Below are 18,979 nucleotides of genomic sequence, written 5' to 3' on the forward strand. Positions count from 1 at the left end.
CCATGTCCACTGATTCGACTTCCCCGCCCTCTGCCATCGACGAAAACCAGCTGATTGCCGAGCGCCGCGAAAAACTCAAGCTCTTGCGCGAGCGCCAGGCGCAGGGCCAGGGCGTTGCCTTTCCCAACGATTTCAAGCCTGCAGACCACGCCAGCGCGCTGCAACAGCGCTATGCCGCCGAGCAGCCCGAAGTGCTGCAGACGCAGTCGGTACAGGTCAGCATCGCGGGGCGCATGATGCTCAAGCGGGTGATGGGCAAGGCCAGCTTCGCCACGCTGCAGGACGGATCGCTGGGCGAAACCGGCGGGCGCATCCAGATCTACATCACCCGCGACGCGATTGGCGAGGATGCCTACGCCGACTTCAAGCGCTGGGACCTGGGCGACATCGTCGGCGCCGAAGGCAGCCTGATGAAAACCAAGACCGGAGAGCTTTCGGTCAAGGTCACGCAGATCCGCCTGCTCACCAAGAGCCTGCGGCCCATGCCCGACAAGTTCCACGGCATGCAAGACCAGGAGACCAAGTACCGCCAGCGCTATGTCGATCTGATGATGGACGACAGCGCCCGCCGGCGTTTCGTCGCGCGCAGTCAGGCAGTGGCCTCCATTCGCAGCTTCATGGTGGAGCACGACTTTCTCGAAGTCGAAACGCCGATGCTGCACCCGATTCCGGGCGGCGCCAATGCCAAGCCCTTCATCACGCATCACAACGCGCTGGACCAGGACATGTACCTGCGCATCGCGCCCGAGCTGTATCTGAAGCGCCTGATCGTCGGCGGCTTCGAGCGCGTGTTCGAGATCAACCGCAACTTCAGAAACGAGGGCATCAGCGTACGCCACAACCCCGAGTTCACGATGATGGAGTTCTATGCCGCCTACTGGAACTACCGCGATCTGATGGACTACACCGAGCAGCTGGTGCGTGACGCGGCGACCAAGGCCGTGGGCACGCTCACTCTGAACTACGGCGGGCGCGCGGTCGATCTGGCGCAGCCCTTCGCCCGCATGACGATACGCGAAGCCATCCTGGCGCACACCGATGCGGGTGCGCAGGTGGACGATGTCGCTTGGCTGATTGCAGCGCTCAGGAAGCTCGGCCTCAAGGAAGACAAAGACCACCTCGCGCGACGCAGCCTCGCCAGCCTGCAGGTGCTCTATTTCGAGGAGGCGGTGGAAGACAAGCTCTGGCAGCCGACCTTCATCATGGAACACCCGACGGAGATTTCCCCGCTGGCGCGCGCCAACGACGAGCGCCCCGAGGTGACCGAGCGCTTCGAGCTCTACATCACCGGGCGCGAAATGGCCAATGGCTTCTCCGAGCTCAACGACGCCGAAGACCAGGCAGCGCGCTTTGCCGCGCAGGTGGCGGCCAAGGATGCCGGCGATGACGAGGCCATGTACTTCGACCAGGACTTCGTGCGCGCGCTGGAATACGGCATGCCTCCCACCGGTGGCTGCGGCATCGGCATCGACCGCCTGATGATGCTGCTCACCGACAGCGCCAGCATCCGCGACATCATCCTGTTCCCCGCGCTGCGCCGCGAGCAGTAACGTGCTGTTGCGCCTGAAGGCCTGGCTGCCGCCCTGGATGCACGACTGGCTGGACGTCATCGTTCCGGCCCTGCAGATCCTGCTGATCGTGGCGGTGGCACTCGTGCTGCACCACCTACTGCGCCGCCTGATCTTTCGCGCCAGCGACCACTACCAGTTCCCGCATGAGCTGGTCAAACCGATCAACGCCATCGTGCGCCTGCTGGTTCTGGGCGGCGCCACGCTGCTGGTGCTGGAGCGCCTGGGCGTCTCGGCCGGCGTGCTCTGGTCGGCGTTCACCGGGTTCGCCGCGGTGGGCGCGGTCGCGTTCTTTGCCGCCTGGAGCGTGCTTTCCAACATCTTCTGCGCCTTTCTGATCTTCATGGTCGGTCCGTTTCGCGTCGGCGACCACATCGAATTGCTCGACACCAACACCGAAAAGCCCGGGCCCACCGGCCAGGTGACGGACATCAACCTGCTCTACACCACCCTGATCGATTCCAGCGACCCGGGGCAGCGGCGCCAGCTGCAAATCCCCAACGCGCTGATCTTCCAGCGCGTGCTGCGCCGCTGGCGCGCCGACGAGCCGGCACCGCCGCCGGCCCCTTTACCAGAAAATTCGCCCTGAAAATCCTTGCCTGACTCAGGTTTTCCCCGTTGCCAAATGCCACCAAACGGCTACGCTTGACCCTCTCGCAGGCGCTTACCGGCGCCGCAGAGGTTTTTCATTCCTATCCATTTGAAAAGAGACTGTATGAAATTTCGCTTGCATACCCTGGTCGCCACGCTCGGCTTGGCCGGCGCCTCGCTGCTGTTGCCCGCGCACGCACAGATCAAGATCGCGATGGTGATTCCCGCCACCGGGCCGCTCACCCAGTACGGTGACATGATCAAGGAAGGTGTGCTGACGGCCGTCGAAATGGTCAACGCCGCAGGCGGCATCAAGGGCCAGAAGGTCGAAACCGTGGTCGTCGACGATGCCTGCGAGCCCAAGCAAGGCCCGGTGGCCGCCAACCGCGTGGTCAACGACAAGATCCACTATGTCGTCGGTCCGGTCTGCTCTGGCGCCGCCATCGCCGCCGCGCCCATCTACAACAACGAAGGCGTGGTCGTCGTCACCCCCTCGGCCACCTCGCCGACGCTGACCGACGGCAAGAATTTCCACTACATCTTCCGCACCATCGGACGCGATGACCAGCAAGGTCCGTCGGCGGCCAAGTTCATCATCGAGAAGATCAAGCCCAAGAAGGTCGCGGTGCTGCACGACAAGCAGTCCTATGGTCAGGGCATCGCCTCCAACGTGCGCGACGACCTGAAGAAGGCAGGCGTGGACGTGGCGCTGTTTGAAGGCATCAACGCCGGCGACAGCGACTACTCCGCCGTCATCACCAAGCTCAAGAGCGCGGGCGTCGATTTCGTCTACTACGGCGGCTACCACCCGCTGCTGCGCCAGGCGGGCGAGCAGGGCCTGAAGGTCAAGTTCATGGGCCCTGAAGGCGTGGGCAACCCCGAGATCAACGCCATCGCCGGCCCGGCCGTCGAAGGCATGCTGCTGACGCTGCCTGCCGACTTTGCCTCCAACCCCAAGAACGCCGCCGTCGTCAAGGCCTTCAAGGACAAGAAGCGCGATCCGTCGGGCGCCTTCCAGCTCACCTCCTACGCTGCCGCCGAAGTGATCATGGAGAGCATCAAGGCCGTGGGCGACAACGCCAAGGCAGTCGCCGACCACATGCACAAGACCACCTTCCAGACCCCGCTGGGCGCCACCAGCTGGGATGCCAAGGGCGACCTGAAGGCCTTCGAGTTCCAGGTCTTCGAGTGGCACAAGGACGGTTCCAAGACCCTCGTCAAGTAAGCCTCTGACCAGGCTGGACGCCGCCTCCGCACCGCGTCGGGGGCGGCGTTGTCGTATCCGCTTCTGACCGAGGATTTCGCATGTCGGATTTCCTGCCCCAGCTGCTGCAGCAGCTCTTCAACGGCCTCTCGCTTGGCGCCATCTACGCGCTGATCGCGATCGGCTACACGATGGTGTACGGCATCATCGGCATGATCAACTTCGCCCACGGCGAGATCTACATGATCGGCGCCTACGTCGGTCTGGTCACGCTCTCGGCCATCGGCGTGCAAAGCGGATTCCCGGTTTGGCTGGTGATCACGCTGATGCTGATCGTCGCGGTGCTGGTCACGGCGGTGTACGGCTACGTGGTCGAGCAGCTCGCCTACAAGCCGCTGCGCGACAGCCCGCGCCTGGTGCCGCTGATCTCTGCCATCGGCATGTCGATCTTTTTGCAGAACTGGATGGCCCTGGGCCAGGGCGCGCGCGACATGGCGGTGCCGGCGCTGATCCCTGGCGCGATGCGCTTTGGCGGCGAGGGTGGCGGCTTCGAGATCTTCATCCCCTACGCTCGCGTGCTGGTGATTGCCGTCACGGTGGTGCTGATGGTGCTGCTCACGCTCTACATCCGCCATTCGCGCATGGGACGCGCCAGCCGCGCCTGCTCGCAGGACATGCACATGGCCAACCTGCTGGGCATAGACACCAACCGGGTGATTTCCTTCACTTTCATCCTCGGCGCAATGCTGGCGGCCGTCGGCGGCATCCTGATCGCGCTCGCCGTGGGCAAGCTCAACCCCTTCATCGGCTTCATCGCCGGCATCAAGGCCTTTACCGCCGCGGTGCTGGGCGGCATCGGCTCCATCCCCGGCGCCATGCTGGGCGGCGTAATTCTGGGCATTGCCGAGACGCTGGCTGCTGCCTACATCTCGTCGGAATACAAGGACATCGTCGCCTTCGCGCTGCTGGTGCTGATCCTCATGTTCCGCCCCACCGGCTTGCTGGGCAAACCGGAAGTGGAGAAAGTTTGATGGCAGCGACGACTCCCTTCGATCTGCGCGCCGCATTGCGCGGCGCGATCTCCGCCACGGTGCTGGCAGCCATCGTGCTGCTGCCATCGTTCACGCTGCATCTGGAGCGAGCGGGTGCCCGCACCACCATCAGCCCGCACTGGTCGACCTTGGCCTGGGGCTGCCTGGCGGTGTTTCTGGTGCAGCTGCTCAAGCCGCTGCTGGCACCACGCCTGCCTGCGGTCAAGCTGCCCAGCCTGCCCAGTTTCGCGCCGGGTCAGCACCGGCTGCTGATGCTGGCGGTGCTCGTCGCCGCCGTCGTCTGGCCCTTCTTTGGCGGACGCAACTCCGTGGACATTGCCACGCTCACGTTGATCTACGTGATGCTGGGCCTGGGCCTGAACATCGTCGTCGGCTTTGCCGGGCTGCTCGATCTGGGTTTCGTCGGCTTTTACGCTGTCGGCGCCTACACCTTCGCCATGCTCTACCACTGGGCCGGCTGGAGCTTCTGGGAGGCGCTTCCGCTCACGGGGGCCATGTCCGCGCTGTTCGGCTTTGTGCTCGGTTTTCCGGTGCTGCGCCTGCGTGGTGACTACCTTGCGATCGTCACGCTCGGATTTGGCGAAATCATTCGCCTGCTGCTGGTGAATCTGGTCGGCTTCACCGGCGGGCCCGATGGCATCGCCGGCCTGCCCAAGCCCACCATGTTCGGCCTGCCGATGACGCGCAACCCCGCCACCGAGGGCGGCACGACCTTCCATGCCTTCTTCAACATCGAATTCAGCACCATGCACATGGTGGTGTTCCTCTATCTGATGGCGCTGCTGCTGGCCTGCATTACGCTGTACATCAGCAACCGCTTGATCCGCATGCCCATAGGCCGGTCGTGGGAGGCGCTGCGCGAGGACGAGATCGCCTGCCGCTCGCTCGGCCTGAACCCGATGAAGATCAAGCTCTCGGCCTTCACGCTGGGCGCGATGTTCGCAGGTTTTGGCGGTGCGTTCTTCGCCGCGCGCCAGGGCATCGTGAACCCCGAGTCCTTCACCTTCATCGAATCGGCGCTGATCCTCGCCATCGTCGTGCTCGGCGGCATGGGCTCGCAGCTCGGCGTGATCGTCGCCGCCATCGTGCTCACCGTGCTGCCCGAGCTGGCGCGCGAGTTCTCGCAGTACCGCATGCTGATCTTCGGCTTGGTGATGATCGTGATGATGGTCTGGCGCCCGCAAGGATTGCTGCCGATGAAGCGCCATCAGGCGGAGGTGCCGCAATGAGCGCGCCATTGCTCGCCGTCAAAGACCTCAGCATGCGTTTTGGCGGCCTGCTGGCGGTCGATGGCATTGCCTTTGACGTCGCGCCGCAGGAAGTGTTTGCCATCATCGGCCCCAACGGCGCGGGCAAGACCACGGTGTTCAACTGCATCAGCGGCTTCTACAAACCGACGACGGGCGCCATCGCGCTCGCGGGCAAAAGCATTGCCGGACACAGCAGCCACCACGTGGCCAATGAAGGCGTGGTGCGCACCTTCCAGAACGTGCGTCTGTTCAAGACCATGACGGTGCTGGAAAACCTGCTGGTGGCGCAGCACCGTCACCACCAACCGCCGCCGCTGTCGGGCCTGTTCAACACCCGGCGCTACCGCGAGAGCGAGCAGCTCAAGATCTCCAACGCGCTCAAGTGGCTGGACGTGATGGAGCTGCGCCAGTACGCCAATCGCGAGGCCGGCAATCTGGCCTACGGCCACCAGCGACGGCTGGAGATCGCGCGCTGCATGATCACCGAGCCACGCCTGTTGATGCTCGACGAGCCCGCAGCCGGCCTGAACCCGCAGGAAAAGAAAGAACTGCAGCAGCTCATAGACCGGCTGCGGCGCGAGTACGGCGTGACGGTGCTGCTGATTGAACACGACATGGGACTGGTGATGGGCGTTTCCGAGCGCATTCTGGTAATGGAATACGGGCGCCCGATCGCCCTGGGCGTACCCGAGGCGATCCGCAACGATGAACGGGTCATCAAGGCCTATCTGGGAGAAGCCTGATGGTGGCATCCACCCCCATGCTCGCGGTCGAGAAGCTCTCCACCCACTACGGCGCCATCTGCGCCGTCAACGAAGTCAGCCTGCACGTCAACCAAGGCGAAATCGTCTCGCTGATCGGCGCCAACGGCGCCGGCAAGACCTCGCTCCTGATGACGATCTGCGGCACGCCGCGCGCCAGCGGCGGCAAGGTGCTGCTGGAAGGCGAAGACATCACTCAGCTGCCGACGCACGAGATCATGCGCAAGGGGCTGGCCGTCTCGCCCGAGGGGCGGCGCGTGTTCCCGCAACTGACGGTGGTCGAGAACCTCAAGATGGGCGGGTTCTTCCTTGACAAGGCCGAAATCGACAAAGGCGTGGCCCACGTTTTCGAGCTGTTTCCGCGCTTGAAGGACCGCGCCGACCAGCGCGCCGGCACCATGAGCGGCGGCGAGCAGCAAATGCTGGCCATCGGCCGCGCCCTGATGAGCGAGCCGCACCTGCTGCTGCTCGATGAGCCCACGCTGGGCCTGGCGCCGCTCATCATCGCGCAGATCTTCGAAATCATCGAAACCGTGCGCGCCGATGGCGTGACGGTATTCCTCGTCGAGCAAAACGCCAACCGCGCGCTCTCCATCGCCGACCGGGGCTACGTGCTGGAAAACGGGCGCCTGGTGATGGAAGACACCGGCAAGAATCTGTTGGCCAACCCGGACATCCGCAAGGCTTATCTGGGCGGTTGACAAGGAGCGTACCGATGAGCCTGGGCATGCGCGCTCTTTCGTGGTACCTGCGCCGCACACGCAAGCCCCTGTGGGCTGATGCCGAGCGCTTTCGCGCTCACGCCCATGGCCCCAAGGCCGACCCCCAGCCGCCACGTGCGCTGCATCAGCGCCACTCCGTGCATGAGCGCAGCATCCTGGGGTTTCGCCACTACAGCGTCACCCCGCGCCATGGAACTGACCAGGCCGTCGTGCTGTACCTGCACGGTGGCGGCTATGTGAACGAAATGGTACCCCAGCACTGGCAGTTGGTCTCACGCATGGCCGACGCGGGCCTGCGCGTGGAGGTGCCGCTTTACGGCTTGGCACCGCAGCATCACTTTGCCGAAGCCTATGCCATGCTGACCACGCTGTACGCCGAACTGCTGGAGCGCCCTGGCACACAGGTGTTGCTGGCCGGTGATTCGGCCGGTGGTGGCCTGGCATTGGGTTTTGCCCAGACCCTGGCCGCCCAAGGTCTTCGCAGCCCACACGGACTGACGCTGCTGTCCCCCTGGCTGGACATCAGCTGCACCAACCCCGCCATTGACGCGCTGGAACCTCTGGACCCCTGGCTGGCCAAGCCAGGAGCCATCCTCGCGGGCCAGCTCTGGTCCAAAGGCACAGACCTCCTCGACCCACGCCTGAGTCCGCTGCACGGCCCGTTGCACGCGCTGCCGCCCATGGATATTTACATCGGCACACACGACATCCTCTACCCCGACGTGCTGTTGCTGCAGCAGCGCGTGCACGGCCTGGGTTCCGATGTTGCCGAGCGCCTCCACGTCACCGTCTGTCCTGGTGCCTGTCATGTCTATCCCCTGCTTCCGGTGAGCGAGGGCAAACACGCTGCACGCCAGTTGGTCGAACGCATGACCGGTTCACTGCAAACCCGCACACCTCAATCGGCGACCATCGGAGCGTGAGCGACACCGCCTGATCCGCGACTGGTTTTTGCGCACCCGCAGCAACATGGAGCGGACATGAGAGCGGCCGAGGCAACCCTAACAACGAAGGCGGCGCAACCCCTCAATCCCCCAGGCACACGCCAATGTCACGCGCCATCTTCACCAGCTCATGCGCAGGGCTGACCAGGCGCTGGATATTGGCCACATCGGCGATCGGCACGCTCGCCAGGCGCGCGCCGCGCAGCGTCACCATGCGGCCGAACTTGCGCTGCAGCACGAGTTGCGCCGCGCGATGGCCAAAGCGGGTCGCGAGGATGCGATCAAACGGCGTGGGCTCGCCGCCGCGCTGCACGTGGCCGAGCACCGTCGTGCGCACCTCGCTCTTGAGGTGGGGCTGCAACTGCAAGCGCAGCACGTGGCCGACGCCGCCCAGGCGCACCGGGTCGGGGCTGCCTTCCACCCGCTCGTGCACCGTCATGCTGGCACCCTGCGCCTTCGCGCCCTCGCCCATGCAGATGATGGTGTAGCGCTGGCGCTGCTCGCGCTGGCGGCAGTGGCGCACGATGGTGTCCACGCTGTAATCGATCTCGGGCAGCAGGATGACGTCGGCCGCGCCGGCAATGCCCGATTCCAGCGCCAGCCAGCCGGCGCGCCGCCCCATGGTCTCGACGATCATCACACGGTGGTGACTGCTGGCGGTGCTCTCGATGCGGCGCAGCGCCTCGGTGGCAGTGGCCACCGCCGTGTCAAAGCCGAAGCTGTGCTCGCAGTGCGCGATGTCGTTGTCTATGGTCTTGGGCACGCCCACGCAGTGCACGCCGGTGGCTTCGGTCAGGCCATGCGCCAGGCTCATGGTGCCATCGCCGCCGATGACGACGATCACGTCCAGCGCCAGCACCGTCAGGTTGCGTGCTACCCGCGCCAGCGTGGTTTGGTTCTTGAGCGGGTTGGCACTGTTGCTGGTGCCCAGAATCGTGCCGCCAATGTGCAGGATGCCCGAGACTTCGCGCCAGTCGAGCGCTCGCACGCGCGGGGTCTCGCCCATCAGACCATCGAAGCCATCCTGTATGCCGATGACCTCGCACTGGCCGTGGTGGATGAGCGACTTCGTGACGGCGCGGATCACCGCGTTGAGGCCCGGGCAATCGCCGCCACCGGTGAGGATGCCGACGCGCAAACTCAAGGCAGCAGCTCCAGCGCATGCACATAGGCCGGGTGCAGCATCAGCTCGTCCCAGGGCAGCGGCGGGGTTTGCGGCAGCAAGGCCTGGCGGCGCGCGTCACTCGCCGCGTCGGGCTGCCAGCGGCCCAGCACCCTGGCGTTGGCAAGACCATTCAAGAGCTCGTCAATCGCCGCGCCGTCGCCCAGGCTCTGGTTGCACAGCAGCACCAGATCACAGCCCGCATTCAACGCCTCAACGGCGGCGTCGGTGTAGCTGAGCAGCGCGCCATCGATGCGGCGCGCGCCCTCCATGCTCAGGTCATCACTGAAGATGGCGCCGCCAAAGCCCAGGCGATCGCGCAGGATGCCCTGCAGCCATTGGCTGGAAAAACCCGCCGGGCGGCGATCCACGCGCGGGTAGATGACGTGCGCGGGCATCACGCTCGCAAGCGCCGTGGAAAGCCACTGATACGGCGCGGCGTCATCCTGCAGGATGGCGGACAGGCTGCGTTTGTCGATCGGCACCTCGGTATGCGAATCGGCGGCGACGAAACCGTGCCCCGGAAAGTGCTTGCCGCAGTTGGCCATGCCCGCTTGCAACAGCCCGTGCATCAGCGCGCGCGCCAGCGCTGCGACCACGCGCGGGTCACGGTGAAACGCCCGATCTCCAATCACCGTGCTCTCGCCCCAGTCCAAATCCAGCACCGGCGTGAACGACAGATCGACGCCGCAGGCGCGCAGCTCTGCCGCCAGCACGTAGCCGGTGGCCGTGGCCGCGTCGAGTGCGCGCATCGCGCCGCTGCCCTCGCCCGCCTTGCCATCGTTCATCCACAGCTCGCCCAGCGCGCGCATGGGCGGCAGGTGGGTGAAGCCGTCGCTCTTGAAGCGCTGCACGCGCCCGCCTTCGTGATCGACGCAGATCAGCAGATCACCGCGCAGCGCCTTGATCTCGGCCACGAGCTGTACGAGCTGGGCACGGTTTTCCCAATTGCGGGCAAACAGGATCAGACCGCCGACCAGCGGATGCCTGAGGCGGCGGCGGTCTGCCGCAGTGAGTTGCGCGCCTGCAATGTCGATGATCAGGGGCGAGTGCTGGTCCATGTATCAATTCCTTGTTTGATAGCTGCTAGCGCTTTATGGAAAAGCGCTGGAGGCCGATTTGACCTGTATATTTTTGGTTCACAAAGGGTTTTCCCCCTCCCCCTCTGGGGGAGGGTTGGGGTGGGGGCTTGCGGCGCCAGAAGACACCACTGCTCGCGCGCACGCCCCCATCCCTACCCTCCCCCAGAAGGGGAAGGAGTTCGAGGCATGTGCCCGATCAGGGGATCTTGTTCACATTTTTCCACCACACAAAAGCTCGCTGCGTAGTCGCTCTCATCGCTCAGGCTCAGGTGGCAGCTGAGCGCGCGCGCGGCAAACCACTCTGCCAATTCGCCATGCAGGCGCACGGTGGGCTGGCCGCTGGCGAGTTTGGCAATCTCGCACGCGCGCCAGGTCATGGGCCAGATCATGCCCAGGCCTATGGCCTTGGAAAACGCCTCCTTGGCGGAAAAGCGCGTGGCGAGGTAGCGCACGCCACGGTCGGGCCAGCGCGCGCTGCGCGCCTGCCAGGTGGCGAGCTCCGCGTCGCACAGAATCTTTTGCGCAAAGCGCTCGCCGTGGCGCGCAAGGCTCGCACGAATGCGGCGCACGTCGCAGATATCGGTGCCTATGCCGTAGATCATGGCTCGCGCTGCGCCATGCCTTCGTCCAGGCAGGCCAGATAGGCCTGCGTCGTGCGCGCATAGCCCTGCTCCAGCGCATCGGCGATGAAGGCGTGACCGATGGAGACCTCCAGCAAGCCCGGCACGCGCGCGACGAAGGCCGCCAGGTTGGCGAGGTTCAGATCGTGCCCGGCATTGATGCCCAGGTCCGCATCCAGCGCCGCTTGCGCCGCAGCGGCAAAGCGCTGGAGCTGCGCGTCTTGCCGATCAGTGCCCCAGGCAGCGGCGTAGGGTTCGGTGTAGAGCTCGACCCGGTCGGCCCCGACGGCGCGCGCCCCAGCCATCTGTTCGGGCTCGGCATCCATGAACAGGCTCACGCGCACGCCCAGGGCGCGGCATTCGGCGATCAGGGGCGCGAGCTGCTGCGCATCGTGCGGAAAGCGCCAGCCGTGGTCACTGGTGAACTGGCCCACGCTGTCGGGCACGAAGGTGGCCTGGCTCGGGCGCACGGCACGGATGAAGGCCATCAGGTTGTGCGTGGGGTTGCCCTCGATGTTGAACTCGCGCCCCGGCCAGGCGACGAGCAGCTCGGCCAGATCGCTCACGTCGTGCGCACGAATGTGGCGCTCGTCGGGGCGCGGGTGTACCGTGATGCCATGCGCGCCCGCCTCCAGACACAGGCGCGCGGCGCGCAGCACACTCGGAATGCCGAGGTGGCGCGTGTTGCGCACCAGCGCCACCTTGTTGACGTTGACCGAAAGCAGGGTACGGACTGGAACAGAAGTCATAGCGATTGCAGATCCATCAAAAGCTGGCGCGTGCGCAGCGGCGCGCCGCAATGGTATTGCAGCAGCGCGCGCAGTTGGGCTTTGAGCTCGGCGGCAACCGGGGCGCAGGCGCGCAGCGCTGCGACATAGATCTCATCGCCATCCAGGGCTTTCTGCAATGCCAGCCAATCGCGCCCGGCCAGCGCCACTCGGTCCTCGGGCGAGGCCCTGCGCAGGCCATCGGCCACGAGCACGTAGGCGGCATCCGGCGACAAGGGCATCAGTGAGGCCGTTTCAGCGTCCAGCGCGGGCAGCAGTCCGATGTGACGCAGCAGCAACAGCTCGAACGCCCGCAGCACCGGCTCCAGCGTGTCGCCATGCTCGCCACCGCCGAGCACGCGCACCACGCCCGCATACAGGTCAAACAGCGTCGGGTGCGGATCGTCGCGTGCCAGCAGCCGCATCAAAAGCTCATTGAGATAGAGGCCGGAGAGCAGCGCATCGCCCACCGGCATGACATGGCCGCCCACCCATTCCGCGCCCTTGAGGGCATGCACCTCACCCTCACCGCCGCCCACGCTCCAGGACAGGCGCAAGGGCTGCAAGGGCAGCAGCACCGGGCGGAAGTTCGAAGTCGGTTTCTTGGCTCCCTTGGCCAGCAGCACCACCCGGCCATGGCCGCGGGTGAAGACCTCCAGAATCAGGCTGGATTCACTGAAAGGGTAGTTGTGCAGAATGAAGGCCGGTTCATCGGCAATGCGGCGGACAGCCATGACGGCGTTCGATGCGGACAGTCAGACCGCCTCACTCATAGCCGAATGAGCGCACGCGCGCCTCGTCATCGGCCCAGCCGGATCGCACCTTGACCCAGATTTCAAGAAACACCTTGGCTTGCATCAGGCGCTCCAGCTCCTGACGTGCCTCGGAGCCGATGCGCTTGAGCAATTCGCCCTTGTCACCAATCACCATGGCCTTGTGGCTGTCGCGCTCAACGATGATGGTCGCGGCAATGCGCACGAAGCGCCCATGCTTGGGGCTGGGCTCTTCCTGGATTTGCTCGATGACGACCGTGGAGGTGTAGGGCAGCTCATCACCGGTGAGCCGAAACAGCTTTTCACGCACCGTTTCGCTGGCGAGGAACCGCTCGCTGCGGTCGGTCAGCTCATCCTCTTCGTGCCACCAGTCCTGCTCGGGCAGGTAGTTCTCCACGATGGTCAGCAGCCGCTCGATGTCTGCCGGCTTCTTGGCCGTCATCGGCACGAACTCGGCAAACGCGTGGCGCTCCTGCATGTCGCGCAGCCAGGGAGCGATCTCCGCACGGCGGTGCACGGTATCGAGTTTGTTGGCCACCAGCAGGGTGGGAATGCTCTCCTTGAGCAGGCTCAGCACCTTGGCATCCTGGAGCGTGAAACGCCCTGCTTCCACCACGAAAAGCACCACATCCACATCGCTGATGGCACCCATCACCGCCTTGTTGAGCGATTTGTTCAGCGCCGAGCCGTGGCGGGTCTGAAAGCCCGGGGTATCGACGAACACGAACTGCGCCGCGCCACGCGTGCGGATGCCCAGGATGCGGTGGCGCGTGGTCTGCGCCTTGCGGCTGGTGATGGAAATCTTCTGGCCCACCAGCGCATTCATGAGCGTGGACTTGCCGACATTGGGCTTGCCGACGATCGCAATCAGTCCGCAGCGCCGCTGCGCGGCGTCCGCAGCCTCAGGCAAGGTAGATTCAGGATCGGTCATCGGTACGTTTCCAGACGTTGCAACATGGCTCGGGCCGCCATCTGCTCGGCAGCGCGGCGTGAAGAGCCTTGTCCATTTTCAACCAGCTGTCGCTCCACCACCTCGCAGCGCACTTCAAAAGTCTGCTCATGCGCCTCGCCGCTCGTGCGCACGACCTCATAACGCGGCAACTGCATACGCCTGCCCTGCAGCCATTCCTGCAGCGCGGTCTTGGCATCCTTGGCCGCGGTCTGCAGGCGCGCATTCAGCTGCACGCCTTCAAACAGGTGCTCCACCAGCTGCCGCGCGGCATCGTAGCCGGCATCAAGGAAAACTGCGCCTATCAGCGCTTCGACCGCATCGGCCAGGATGGAAGGGCGCTCGCGCCCGCCCGAACGCGCCTCCCCTTCGCCCAAGCGGATCACCGAGGGCAGGCGCAAGTCCAGCGCTATGCGGTGCAGCGAATCCTGGCGCACCAGCAGCGCCCGCACGCGCGAGAGCTCGCCCTCTGGCAGATCCTGCATGTGCGTGAACAGAAGGTTGGAGACCGCCAGCTCCAGCACCGCATCGCCGAGAAACTCCAGGCGCTCGTAGTGCTCGGCGCCAAAGCTGCGGTGCGTCACGGCCTGCTGCAGCAGGCGTTGATTGGAAAAACGATGCTGCAGCCGCTGCTGCAGCGCAGCCATCGACGATGTATCCACTAATCGACAGAGTCCTGGAAGCGGTAGACCAGATAGGCCGGCCCGAACAGGGCAATCTCGCGCTCGTATTTGTAAGACACGACCACCTTGTCGTTGCGCTTGGTGATTTCAAGATCCTTGCCGCTGATGGACGTGATGTCATCGATGGTTGCGGCACGGTCGAAATCCGCGCGCACGCCGGCGACGGTGGTCTGTTCGCGCGCTGCCTTGGTTGCGGCTTTCTTGATGGCCTGGTACTCGATCAGGATAGGCACCGATTGACCACCAATCGCAAATATCGCGACAGCAAAAACACCGATGAAAACAAGCCCGAAAAACGACATGCCCCGTTGCCGGGACCGTAGTGCATTGCGCCGTGCCGCCATAGTTGCTCCCTTTGTCAATCGAATGAACCAATGCGCTTGAGGTTACCGAAATTCATCCAGACAAAAAAGGCCTTGCCGACGATGTTCTGTTCGGGCACGAACCCCCAGTAGCGCGAATCGAGCGAATTATCGCGGTTGTCACCCATCATGAAATAGTGGCCCGCCGGCACCTTGCACACCACGCCCTCGATGCTGTAGGTGCAGTGGTCGCGGTATCGGAATTCGCTCGCCCCCTGCACAAAGGCGGGCACATCCTTGTTCAGGATGATGTCGTGCGTGTGCAGGCCCAGTTGCTCCTGTCGCCGGGCAAAGTAGCGCATCGCATCCGCATCGAAGAATTCGGGCAAGTCCTTCAGCGGCACTTCCTTGCCGTTGATGGTCAGGCGCTTGTTCAGATAAGCCACTTCGTCACCCGGCACTCCCACCACCCGCTTGATGTAGTCCAGACTCGGCTGCGGCGGGTAGCGAAACACCATCACGTCGCCGCGCTGTGGTGCATTGCCCTGCGTCAGGCGCGTGTTGAACACCGGTAGGCGCAGACCGTAGGTGTATTTGTTGACCAGAATCAGGTCGCCCACCATCAAGGTCGGAATCATGGAGCCCGACGGGATCTTGAACGGCTCGAACAGAAACGAGCGCAGCAGGAACACCGCGCAAATCACCGGGAACAGCCCTGCCGTCCAGTCCAGCCACCAGGGCTGCGCCAGCAGGCGACCCTCGGCCTCTCTGGCGTTGTCATCATCCGTTTTCGCAATACCCATGCGCTCCAGCTCACTGCGACGCTGCGCCGCCGCCTGCTGCACCGCCTGCGCCGCACGCCTGCGCTGGGGCAGGAAATAAAACCGCTCGGCCAGCCAATACAGCCCCGTCACCAGGGTCGCGAGCATGAGCAGCAAGGCGAAATTGCCTTCGATCGCGCCAAAGTACCACGCACCCAGGTAGGCGACAAAGGCCGCGAGCACAACGGCTGTGATGGCTTGCATAAACATCAATCCTCTACTTGCAAGATGGCCAGGAACGCCTCTTGCGGCACCTCGACGGTGCCAATCTGCTTCATGCGTTTCTTGCCGGCCTTCTGCTTTTCCAGCAGCTTGCGCTTGCGCGTGATGTCGCCGCCATAGCACTTGGCCAGCACGTTCTTGCGCAGCGCCTTCACCGTCTCGCGCGCGATGATGTTGGCGCCGATCGCCGCCTGGATCGCCACATCAAACATCTGGCGACTGATGATCTCGCGCATCTTCGCGACCACCGCGCGGCCACGGTATTGGGCCTGGCTGCGGTGCACGATGATGGAGAGCGCATCCACTTTCTCGCCGTTGAGAAGGATGTCCACCTTGACGACGTCGGACGCGCGGTACTCCTTGAAGCTGTAGTCCATCGAGGCATAGCCGCGCGAGATGGATTTGAGCTTGTCAAAGAAGTCGAGCACGATCTCGCCCAGCGGCAGCTCGTAGGTGAGCATCACCTGGCGGCCGTGGTACTGCATGTTCATCTGCACGCCGCGCTTCTGGTTGGCCAGCGTCATCACCGGGCCGACGTAGTCCTGCGGCATGTACAGATGCACGGTGACGATGGGTTCCCGCACCTCCTCGATGTGGCCCGGCTCGGGCATCTTGGAAGGGTTTTCCACGTGAATCAGCTCACCGTCGCCCTTGAGCACCTCATACACCACGCTCGGCGCGGTGGTGATCAGGTCCTGATCGAACTCGCGCTCCAGGCGCTCCTGCACGATCTCCATGTGCAGCAGGCCGAGAAAACCGCAGCGAAAGCCGAAACCCAGCGCTTGGCTGACCTCGGGCTCGAAATGCAGCGAGGCGTCGTTGAGCTGCAGCTTTTCCAGCGCATCGCGCAACTGGTCGTACTGGTTGGCCTCGGTCGGGTACAGCCCGGCAAACACCTGCGGCTGGATTTCCTTGAAGCCGGGCAGCGCCTGCACCGCGGGCCCGGCGTTGTTGGGCAGCTTTTTCTCCAGCGTGATGGTGTCGCCCACCTTGGCTGCCTTGAGCTCCTTGATGCCGCAGATCACGTATCCCACTTCACCGGCACGCAATTGTTCGCGCGGCAGATTGGCCGGCGTGAAGACGCCAATCTGATTGATCTCGTAGGCCGAACCAGTTGCCATCAGCTTGATGCGCTCACCTTTTTTCAGCATGCCATCCACCATGCGCACCAGCATCACCACGCCGACGTAGCTGTCGAACCATGAGTCGATGATCATCGCGCGCGGCGGGCCATCGGCATCGCCCCTGGGCGGCGGCACCTTGGCTACCACGGCCTCCAGAATCTCGTCTATGCCCGTGCCGGTCTTGGCCGAGCAGGGAATCGCATTGGTCGCGTCGATGCCGATCACGTCCTCGATTTCGGCCTTGGCGGTGTCGGGGTCAGCCTGCGGCAGATCCATCTTGTTGAGCACCGGCAGCACTTCCACGCCCAGGTCGAGCGCGGTGTAGCAGTTGGCCACCGTCTGCGCCTCGACGCCCTGGCTCGCATCGACCACCAGCAGCGCACCCTCGCAGGCCGAAAGCGAACGGCTCACCTCATAGGAAAAGTCCACATGCCCGGGCGTGTCGATCAGGTTCAGGTTGTAGATCTGGCCGTCCTGCGCCTTGTATTGCAGCGCGGCGGTCTGCGCCTTGATGGTGATGCCGCGCTCTTTCTCGATCTCCATCGAATCGAGCACCTGCGCCTGCATCTCGCGCTCCTGCAAACCACCGCAGCGCTGGATGATGCGGTCGGCCAGCGTCGACTTGCCGTGGTCGATGTGCGCAATGATCGAAAAATTCCTGATGTGTTTCATCCGACAACCGTATTCATGCGGTTCAGCCTTGCGCCCGACCCATGAAAAAGGGCGCGTCAGCGATGCGACGCGCCCCGGATCAACTCGCTTGCAAGCGTAGGGGAGCCATTGTAGCGACGCGCTGGCGACCGATGGCCGCCATCCAGGTCGATTTTACCGGGCAGAACACTCAACGTTCCGGGCGAATCAGGGTGTATTGCGCCCAATCGCCGCGGCGGAACATCACGCTCAGCGGCTTCTTCCCGTCGGCCTTGGCAAGCAGTCCTTCAAACTCGCTGACCGAGCCGATATCGGTATTGGACAGCGCAAAGATCACGTCGCCGGCCTTCAGGCCCGCACGTGCCGCAGGGCCATCCGAGCTCACAACCTTGACGCCGCCCTTGATGCGCAACTCCTTGGCTTCATCCGCTGGCAACGCATGCACCACTAGACCCCAGCGCTGTGCCATCTTGGACGGCTTGTCGGCGTGCGACTGGCTGTCATCGTCTTTGGCAGCCACTTTCTCGTTCGGCTGCACCTCGGCAATCGTGATGGACAGGTCGCGCGAACTGCCACGGTGCCATACCGTGACCGTGGTCTTGGTGCCAGGCTTGGTGTTGCCGACCATGCGCGGAAGGTCGGAGAATTTCTCAACCGCCTTGCCGTCGTATTGCGTGATCACGTCACCGGCCTCGATACCGGCCTTCTGCGCGGGCGAGCCCACTTCCACCCCGCGCACCAAGGCACCCTGCGGCTTGGCAAGGCCCATGGAGTCGGCAATGTCTTTGGTCACCGGCTCGATCTGCACCCCGATGCGACCGCGGCTGACCCGTCCGGATGTGCGCAACTGGTCGCTCACGCGCATCGCCTCATCGACGGGAATGGCGAACGAGATCCCCATGAAACCACCCGAACGCGAATAAATCTGGCTGTTGATGCCTACCACCTCGCCGCGCATGTTGATCAGAGGCCCTCCGGAATTGCCGGGATTGATCGCGACATCGGTCTGGATGAACGGCAGGTAGTCGCCCGTGTCACGCTGCTTGGCGCTGACGATGCCGGCAGTGACGGTGTTGTCGAGACCGAACGGCGAGCCAATGGCCATGACCCATTCGCCCACCTTCAGCCGCGAAACGTCGCCGATCTTGACGGCAGGCAGGCCCGTGGCATCGATCTTCACCACGGCGATGTCGGAGCGCTTGTCGGCGCCGATGATCTTCGCCTTGAACTCGCGCTTGTCGGTCAGCGTCACCATCACCTCATCGGCGCCATCGACGACATGGGCGTTGGTCATCACATAGCCGTCCGCGGTCAGGATGAAGCCTGAGCCCACGCCGCGCGGCTGCTCCTGCGGTGAGCCGCCGGGGCGCTGGCCACGCCGGCGCGGCATGTTGGGGACGGGGATGCCGAAACGCCGGAAGAATTCCAGCATGTCCTCATCCGGTCCGTCAGCAGCGTTGTCGGGATCGACCTTCTCCAGCGTGCGGATGTTCACCACCGAAGGGCCGACCAGATCCACCAGCTCGGTGAAATCGGGCAGCCCGCGCACCACGGGGGCCGATTGCGCCTGCGCCTGCGTGGGCACCAGCACCGTTGCTGCTGCGGCCGCGAGCGCAAGTGCGCCCGCCAACGCCACCGACAGTACGCCATCCTTCGCCTTCATGCACCACTTCATTGCCATCCTCGCTCTCTCCGATATTCAATAACAAGAGCCGCCCCTCCAGGGCGGCC

Annotated in this window: 19 protein-coding genes; 8 read left to right on the forward strand and 11 right to left on the reverse strand. The window is 64.3% G+C overall.

Translation table 11 applies throughout. The features are described 5' to 3' along the window. Window positions 1-2: 2 nt before the first annotated feature. From lysS to ABS45_RS05910, 8 genes are all read left to right on the forward strand, one after another. Window positions 3-1,550 (forward strand): lysine--tRNA ligase, encoded by a 1,548-nt coding sequence (gene lysS, locus ABS45_RS05875; protein WP_291554044.1) that lies wholly within the window; start codon window positions 3-5, stop codon window positions 1,548-1,550. A 1-nt stretch (window position 1,551) separates the two neighbouring features. After that, window positions 1,552-2,157 carry a mechanosensitive ion channel domain-containing protein gene (locus ABS45_RS05880; RefSeq protein WP_291554047.1) on the forward strand — a complete coding sequence of 202 codons (606 nt, stop codon included), beginning with the start codon at window positions 1,552-1,554 and terminating at the stop codon, window positions 2,155-2,157. 126 nt (window positions 2,158-2,283) lie between these two features. Beyond that, entirely contained in the window at window positions 2,284-3,384 is a 1,101-nt protein-coding gene (locus ABS45_RS05885; RefSeq protein WP_291554050.1) for a high-affinity branched-chain amino acid ABC transporter substrate-binding protein, read from the forward strand. A gap of 80 nt (window positions 3,385-3,464) precedes the next feature. Next, window positions 3,465-4,394 carry a high-affinity branched-chain amino acid ABC transporter permease LivH gene (livH, locus tag ABS45_RS05890; RefSeq protein WP_291554054.1) on the forward strand — a complete coding sequence of 310 codons (930 nt, stop codon included), beginning with the start codon at window positions 3,465-3,467 and terminating at the stop codon, window positions 4,392-4,394. Then, window positions 4,394-5,644: a high-affinity branched-chain amino acid ABC transporter permease LivM gene (locus ABS45_RS05895; protein ID WP_291554057.1), complete on the forward strand. Its 1,251-nt coding sequence runs from the start codon at window positions 4,394-4,396 to the stop codon at window positions 5,642-5,644. Before livH ends, ABS45_RS05895 begins: the two co-directional genes overlap by 1 nt. Beyond that, window positions 5,641-6,408 carry a high-affinity branched-chain amino acid ABC transporter ATP-binding protein LivG gene (livG, locus tag ABS45_RS05900; protein ID WP_291554060.1) on the forward strand — a complete coding sequence of 256 codons (768 nt, stop codon included), beginning with the start codon at window positions 5,641-5,643 and terminating at the stop codon, window positions 6,406-6,408. Before ABS45_RS05895 ends, livG begins: the two co-directional genes overlap by 4 nt. A 17-nt stretch (window positions 6,409-6,425) precedes the next feature. Next, the gene (locus ABS45_RS05905; protein WP_291554320.1) at window positions 6,426-7,127 is read left to right on the forward strand and encodes an ABC transporter ATP-binding protein; all 702 of its coding nucleotides are present in this window, start codon (window positions 6,426-6,428) and stop codon (window positions 7,125-7,127) included. 14 nt (window positions 7,128-7,141) lie between these two features. After that, window positions 7,142-8,071 carry an alpha/beta hydrolase gene (locus ABS45_RS05910; RefSeq protein WP_291554062.1) on the forward strand — a complete coding sequence of 310 codons (930 nt, stop codon included), beginning with the start codon at window positions 7,142-7,144 and terminating at the stop codon, window positions 8,069-8,071. Window positions 8,072-8,174: 103 nt separating this feature from the next. Here the strand turns inward: ABS45_RS05910 and ABS45_RS05915 are convergent, their stop codons facing one another. The 11 genes from ABS45_RS05915 to ABS45_RS05965 form a co-directional block, all read right to left on the reverse strand. Continuing rightward, the gene (locus tag ABS45_RS05915; RefSeq protein WP_291554321.1) at window positions 8,175-9,230 is read right to left on the reverse strand and encodes an ATP-dependent 6-phosphofructokinase; all 1,056 of its coding nucleotides are present in this window, start codon (window positions 9,228-9,230) and stop codon (window positions 8,175-8,177) included. A 2-nt stretch (window positions 9,231-9,232) separates the two neighbouring features. Continuing rightward, window positions 9,233-10,315 (reverse strand): beta-N-acetylhexosaminidase, encoded by a 1,083-nt coding sequence (gene nagZ / locus ABS45_RS05920; protein WP_291554064.1) that lies wholly within the window; start codon window positions 10,313-10,315, stop codon window positions 9,233-9,235. A 173-nt stretch (window positions 10,316-10,488) separates the two neighbouring features. Next, complete coding sequence (gene acpS / locus ABS45_RS05925; RefSeq protein ID WP_291554065.1) at window positions 10,489-10,938, reverse strand: holo-ACP synthase; 450 nt, start codon at window positions 10,936-10,938, stop codon at window positions 10,489-10,491. Next, window positions 10,935-11,705, reverse strand: coding sequence for a pyridoxine 5'-phosphate synthase (locus ABS45_RS05930; RefSeq protein ID WP_291554067.1), 771 nt, complete (start codon window positions 11,703-11,705; stop codon window positions 10,935-10,937). The genes acpS and ABS45_RS05930 overlap by 4 nt, the downstream gene beginning before the upstream one ends. Beyond that, window positions 11,702-12,457, reverse strand: a complete 756-nt coding sequence (gene recO / locus ABS45_RS05935; RefSeq protein WP_291554069.1) for a DNA repair protein RecO — start codon at window positions 12,455-12,457, stop codon at window positions 11,702-11,704. Before recO ends, ABS45_RS05930 begins: the two co-directional genes overlap by 4 nt. Before the next feature lie 31 nt (window positions 12,458-12,488). Beyond that, a complete protein-coding gene (gene era / locus ABS45_RS05940; protein ID WP_291554071.1) occupies window positions 12,489-13,427 on the reverse strand; it encodes a GTPase Era in 939 nt (312 codons plus the stop codon). Further along, window positions 13,424-14,092 carry a ribonuclease III gene (rnc, locus tag ABS45_RS05945; protein WP_291554073.1) on the reverse strand — a complete coding sequence of 223 codons (669 nt, stop codon included), beginning with the start codon at window positions 14,090-14,092 and terminating at the stop codon, window positions 13,424-13,426. The genes era and rnc overlap by 4 nt, the downstream gene beginning before the upstream one ends. A 14-nt stretch (window positions 14,093-14,106) precedes the next feature. Further along, a complete protein-coding gene (locus ABS45_RS05950; protein WP_291554075.1) occupies window positions 14,107-14,472 on the reverse strand; it encodes a DUF4845 domain-containing protein in 366 nt (121 codons plus the stop codon). Between the two features lie 14 nt (window positions 14,473-14,486). Beyond that, window positions 14,487-15,464 carry a signal peptidase I gene (lepB, locus tag ABS45_RS05955; protein ID WP_291554077.1) on the reverse strand — a complete coding sequence of 326 codons (978 nt, stop codon included), beginning with the start codon at window positions 15,462-15,464 and terminating at the stop codon, window positions 14,487-14,489. Then, window positions 15,461-17,269 (reverse strand): translation elongation factor 4, encoded by a 1,809-nt coding sequence (lepA, locus tag ABS45_RS05960; protein WP_291554079.1) that lies wholly within the window; start codon window positions 17,267-17,269, stop codon window positions 15,461-15,463. The genes lepB and lepA overlap by 4 nt, the downstream gene beginning before the upstream one ends. Window positions 17,270-17,438: 169 nt before the next feature. Beyond that, a complete protein-coding gene (locus ABS45_RS05965) occupies window positions 17,439-18,911 on the reverse strand; it encodes a DegQ family serine endoprotease (RefSeq protein WP_291554081.1) in 1,473 nt (490 codons plus the stop codon). Window positions 18,912-18,979: the final 68 nt, after the last annotated feature.

The sequence above is a fragment of the Comamonas sp. SCN 65-56 genome (assembly GCF_001724135.1).
Lineage (GTDB): Bacteria > Pseudomonadota > Gammaproteobacteria > Burkholderiales > Burkholderiaceae_C > Comamonas_C.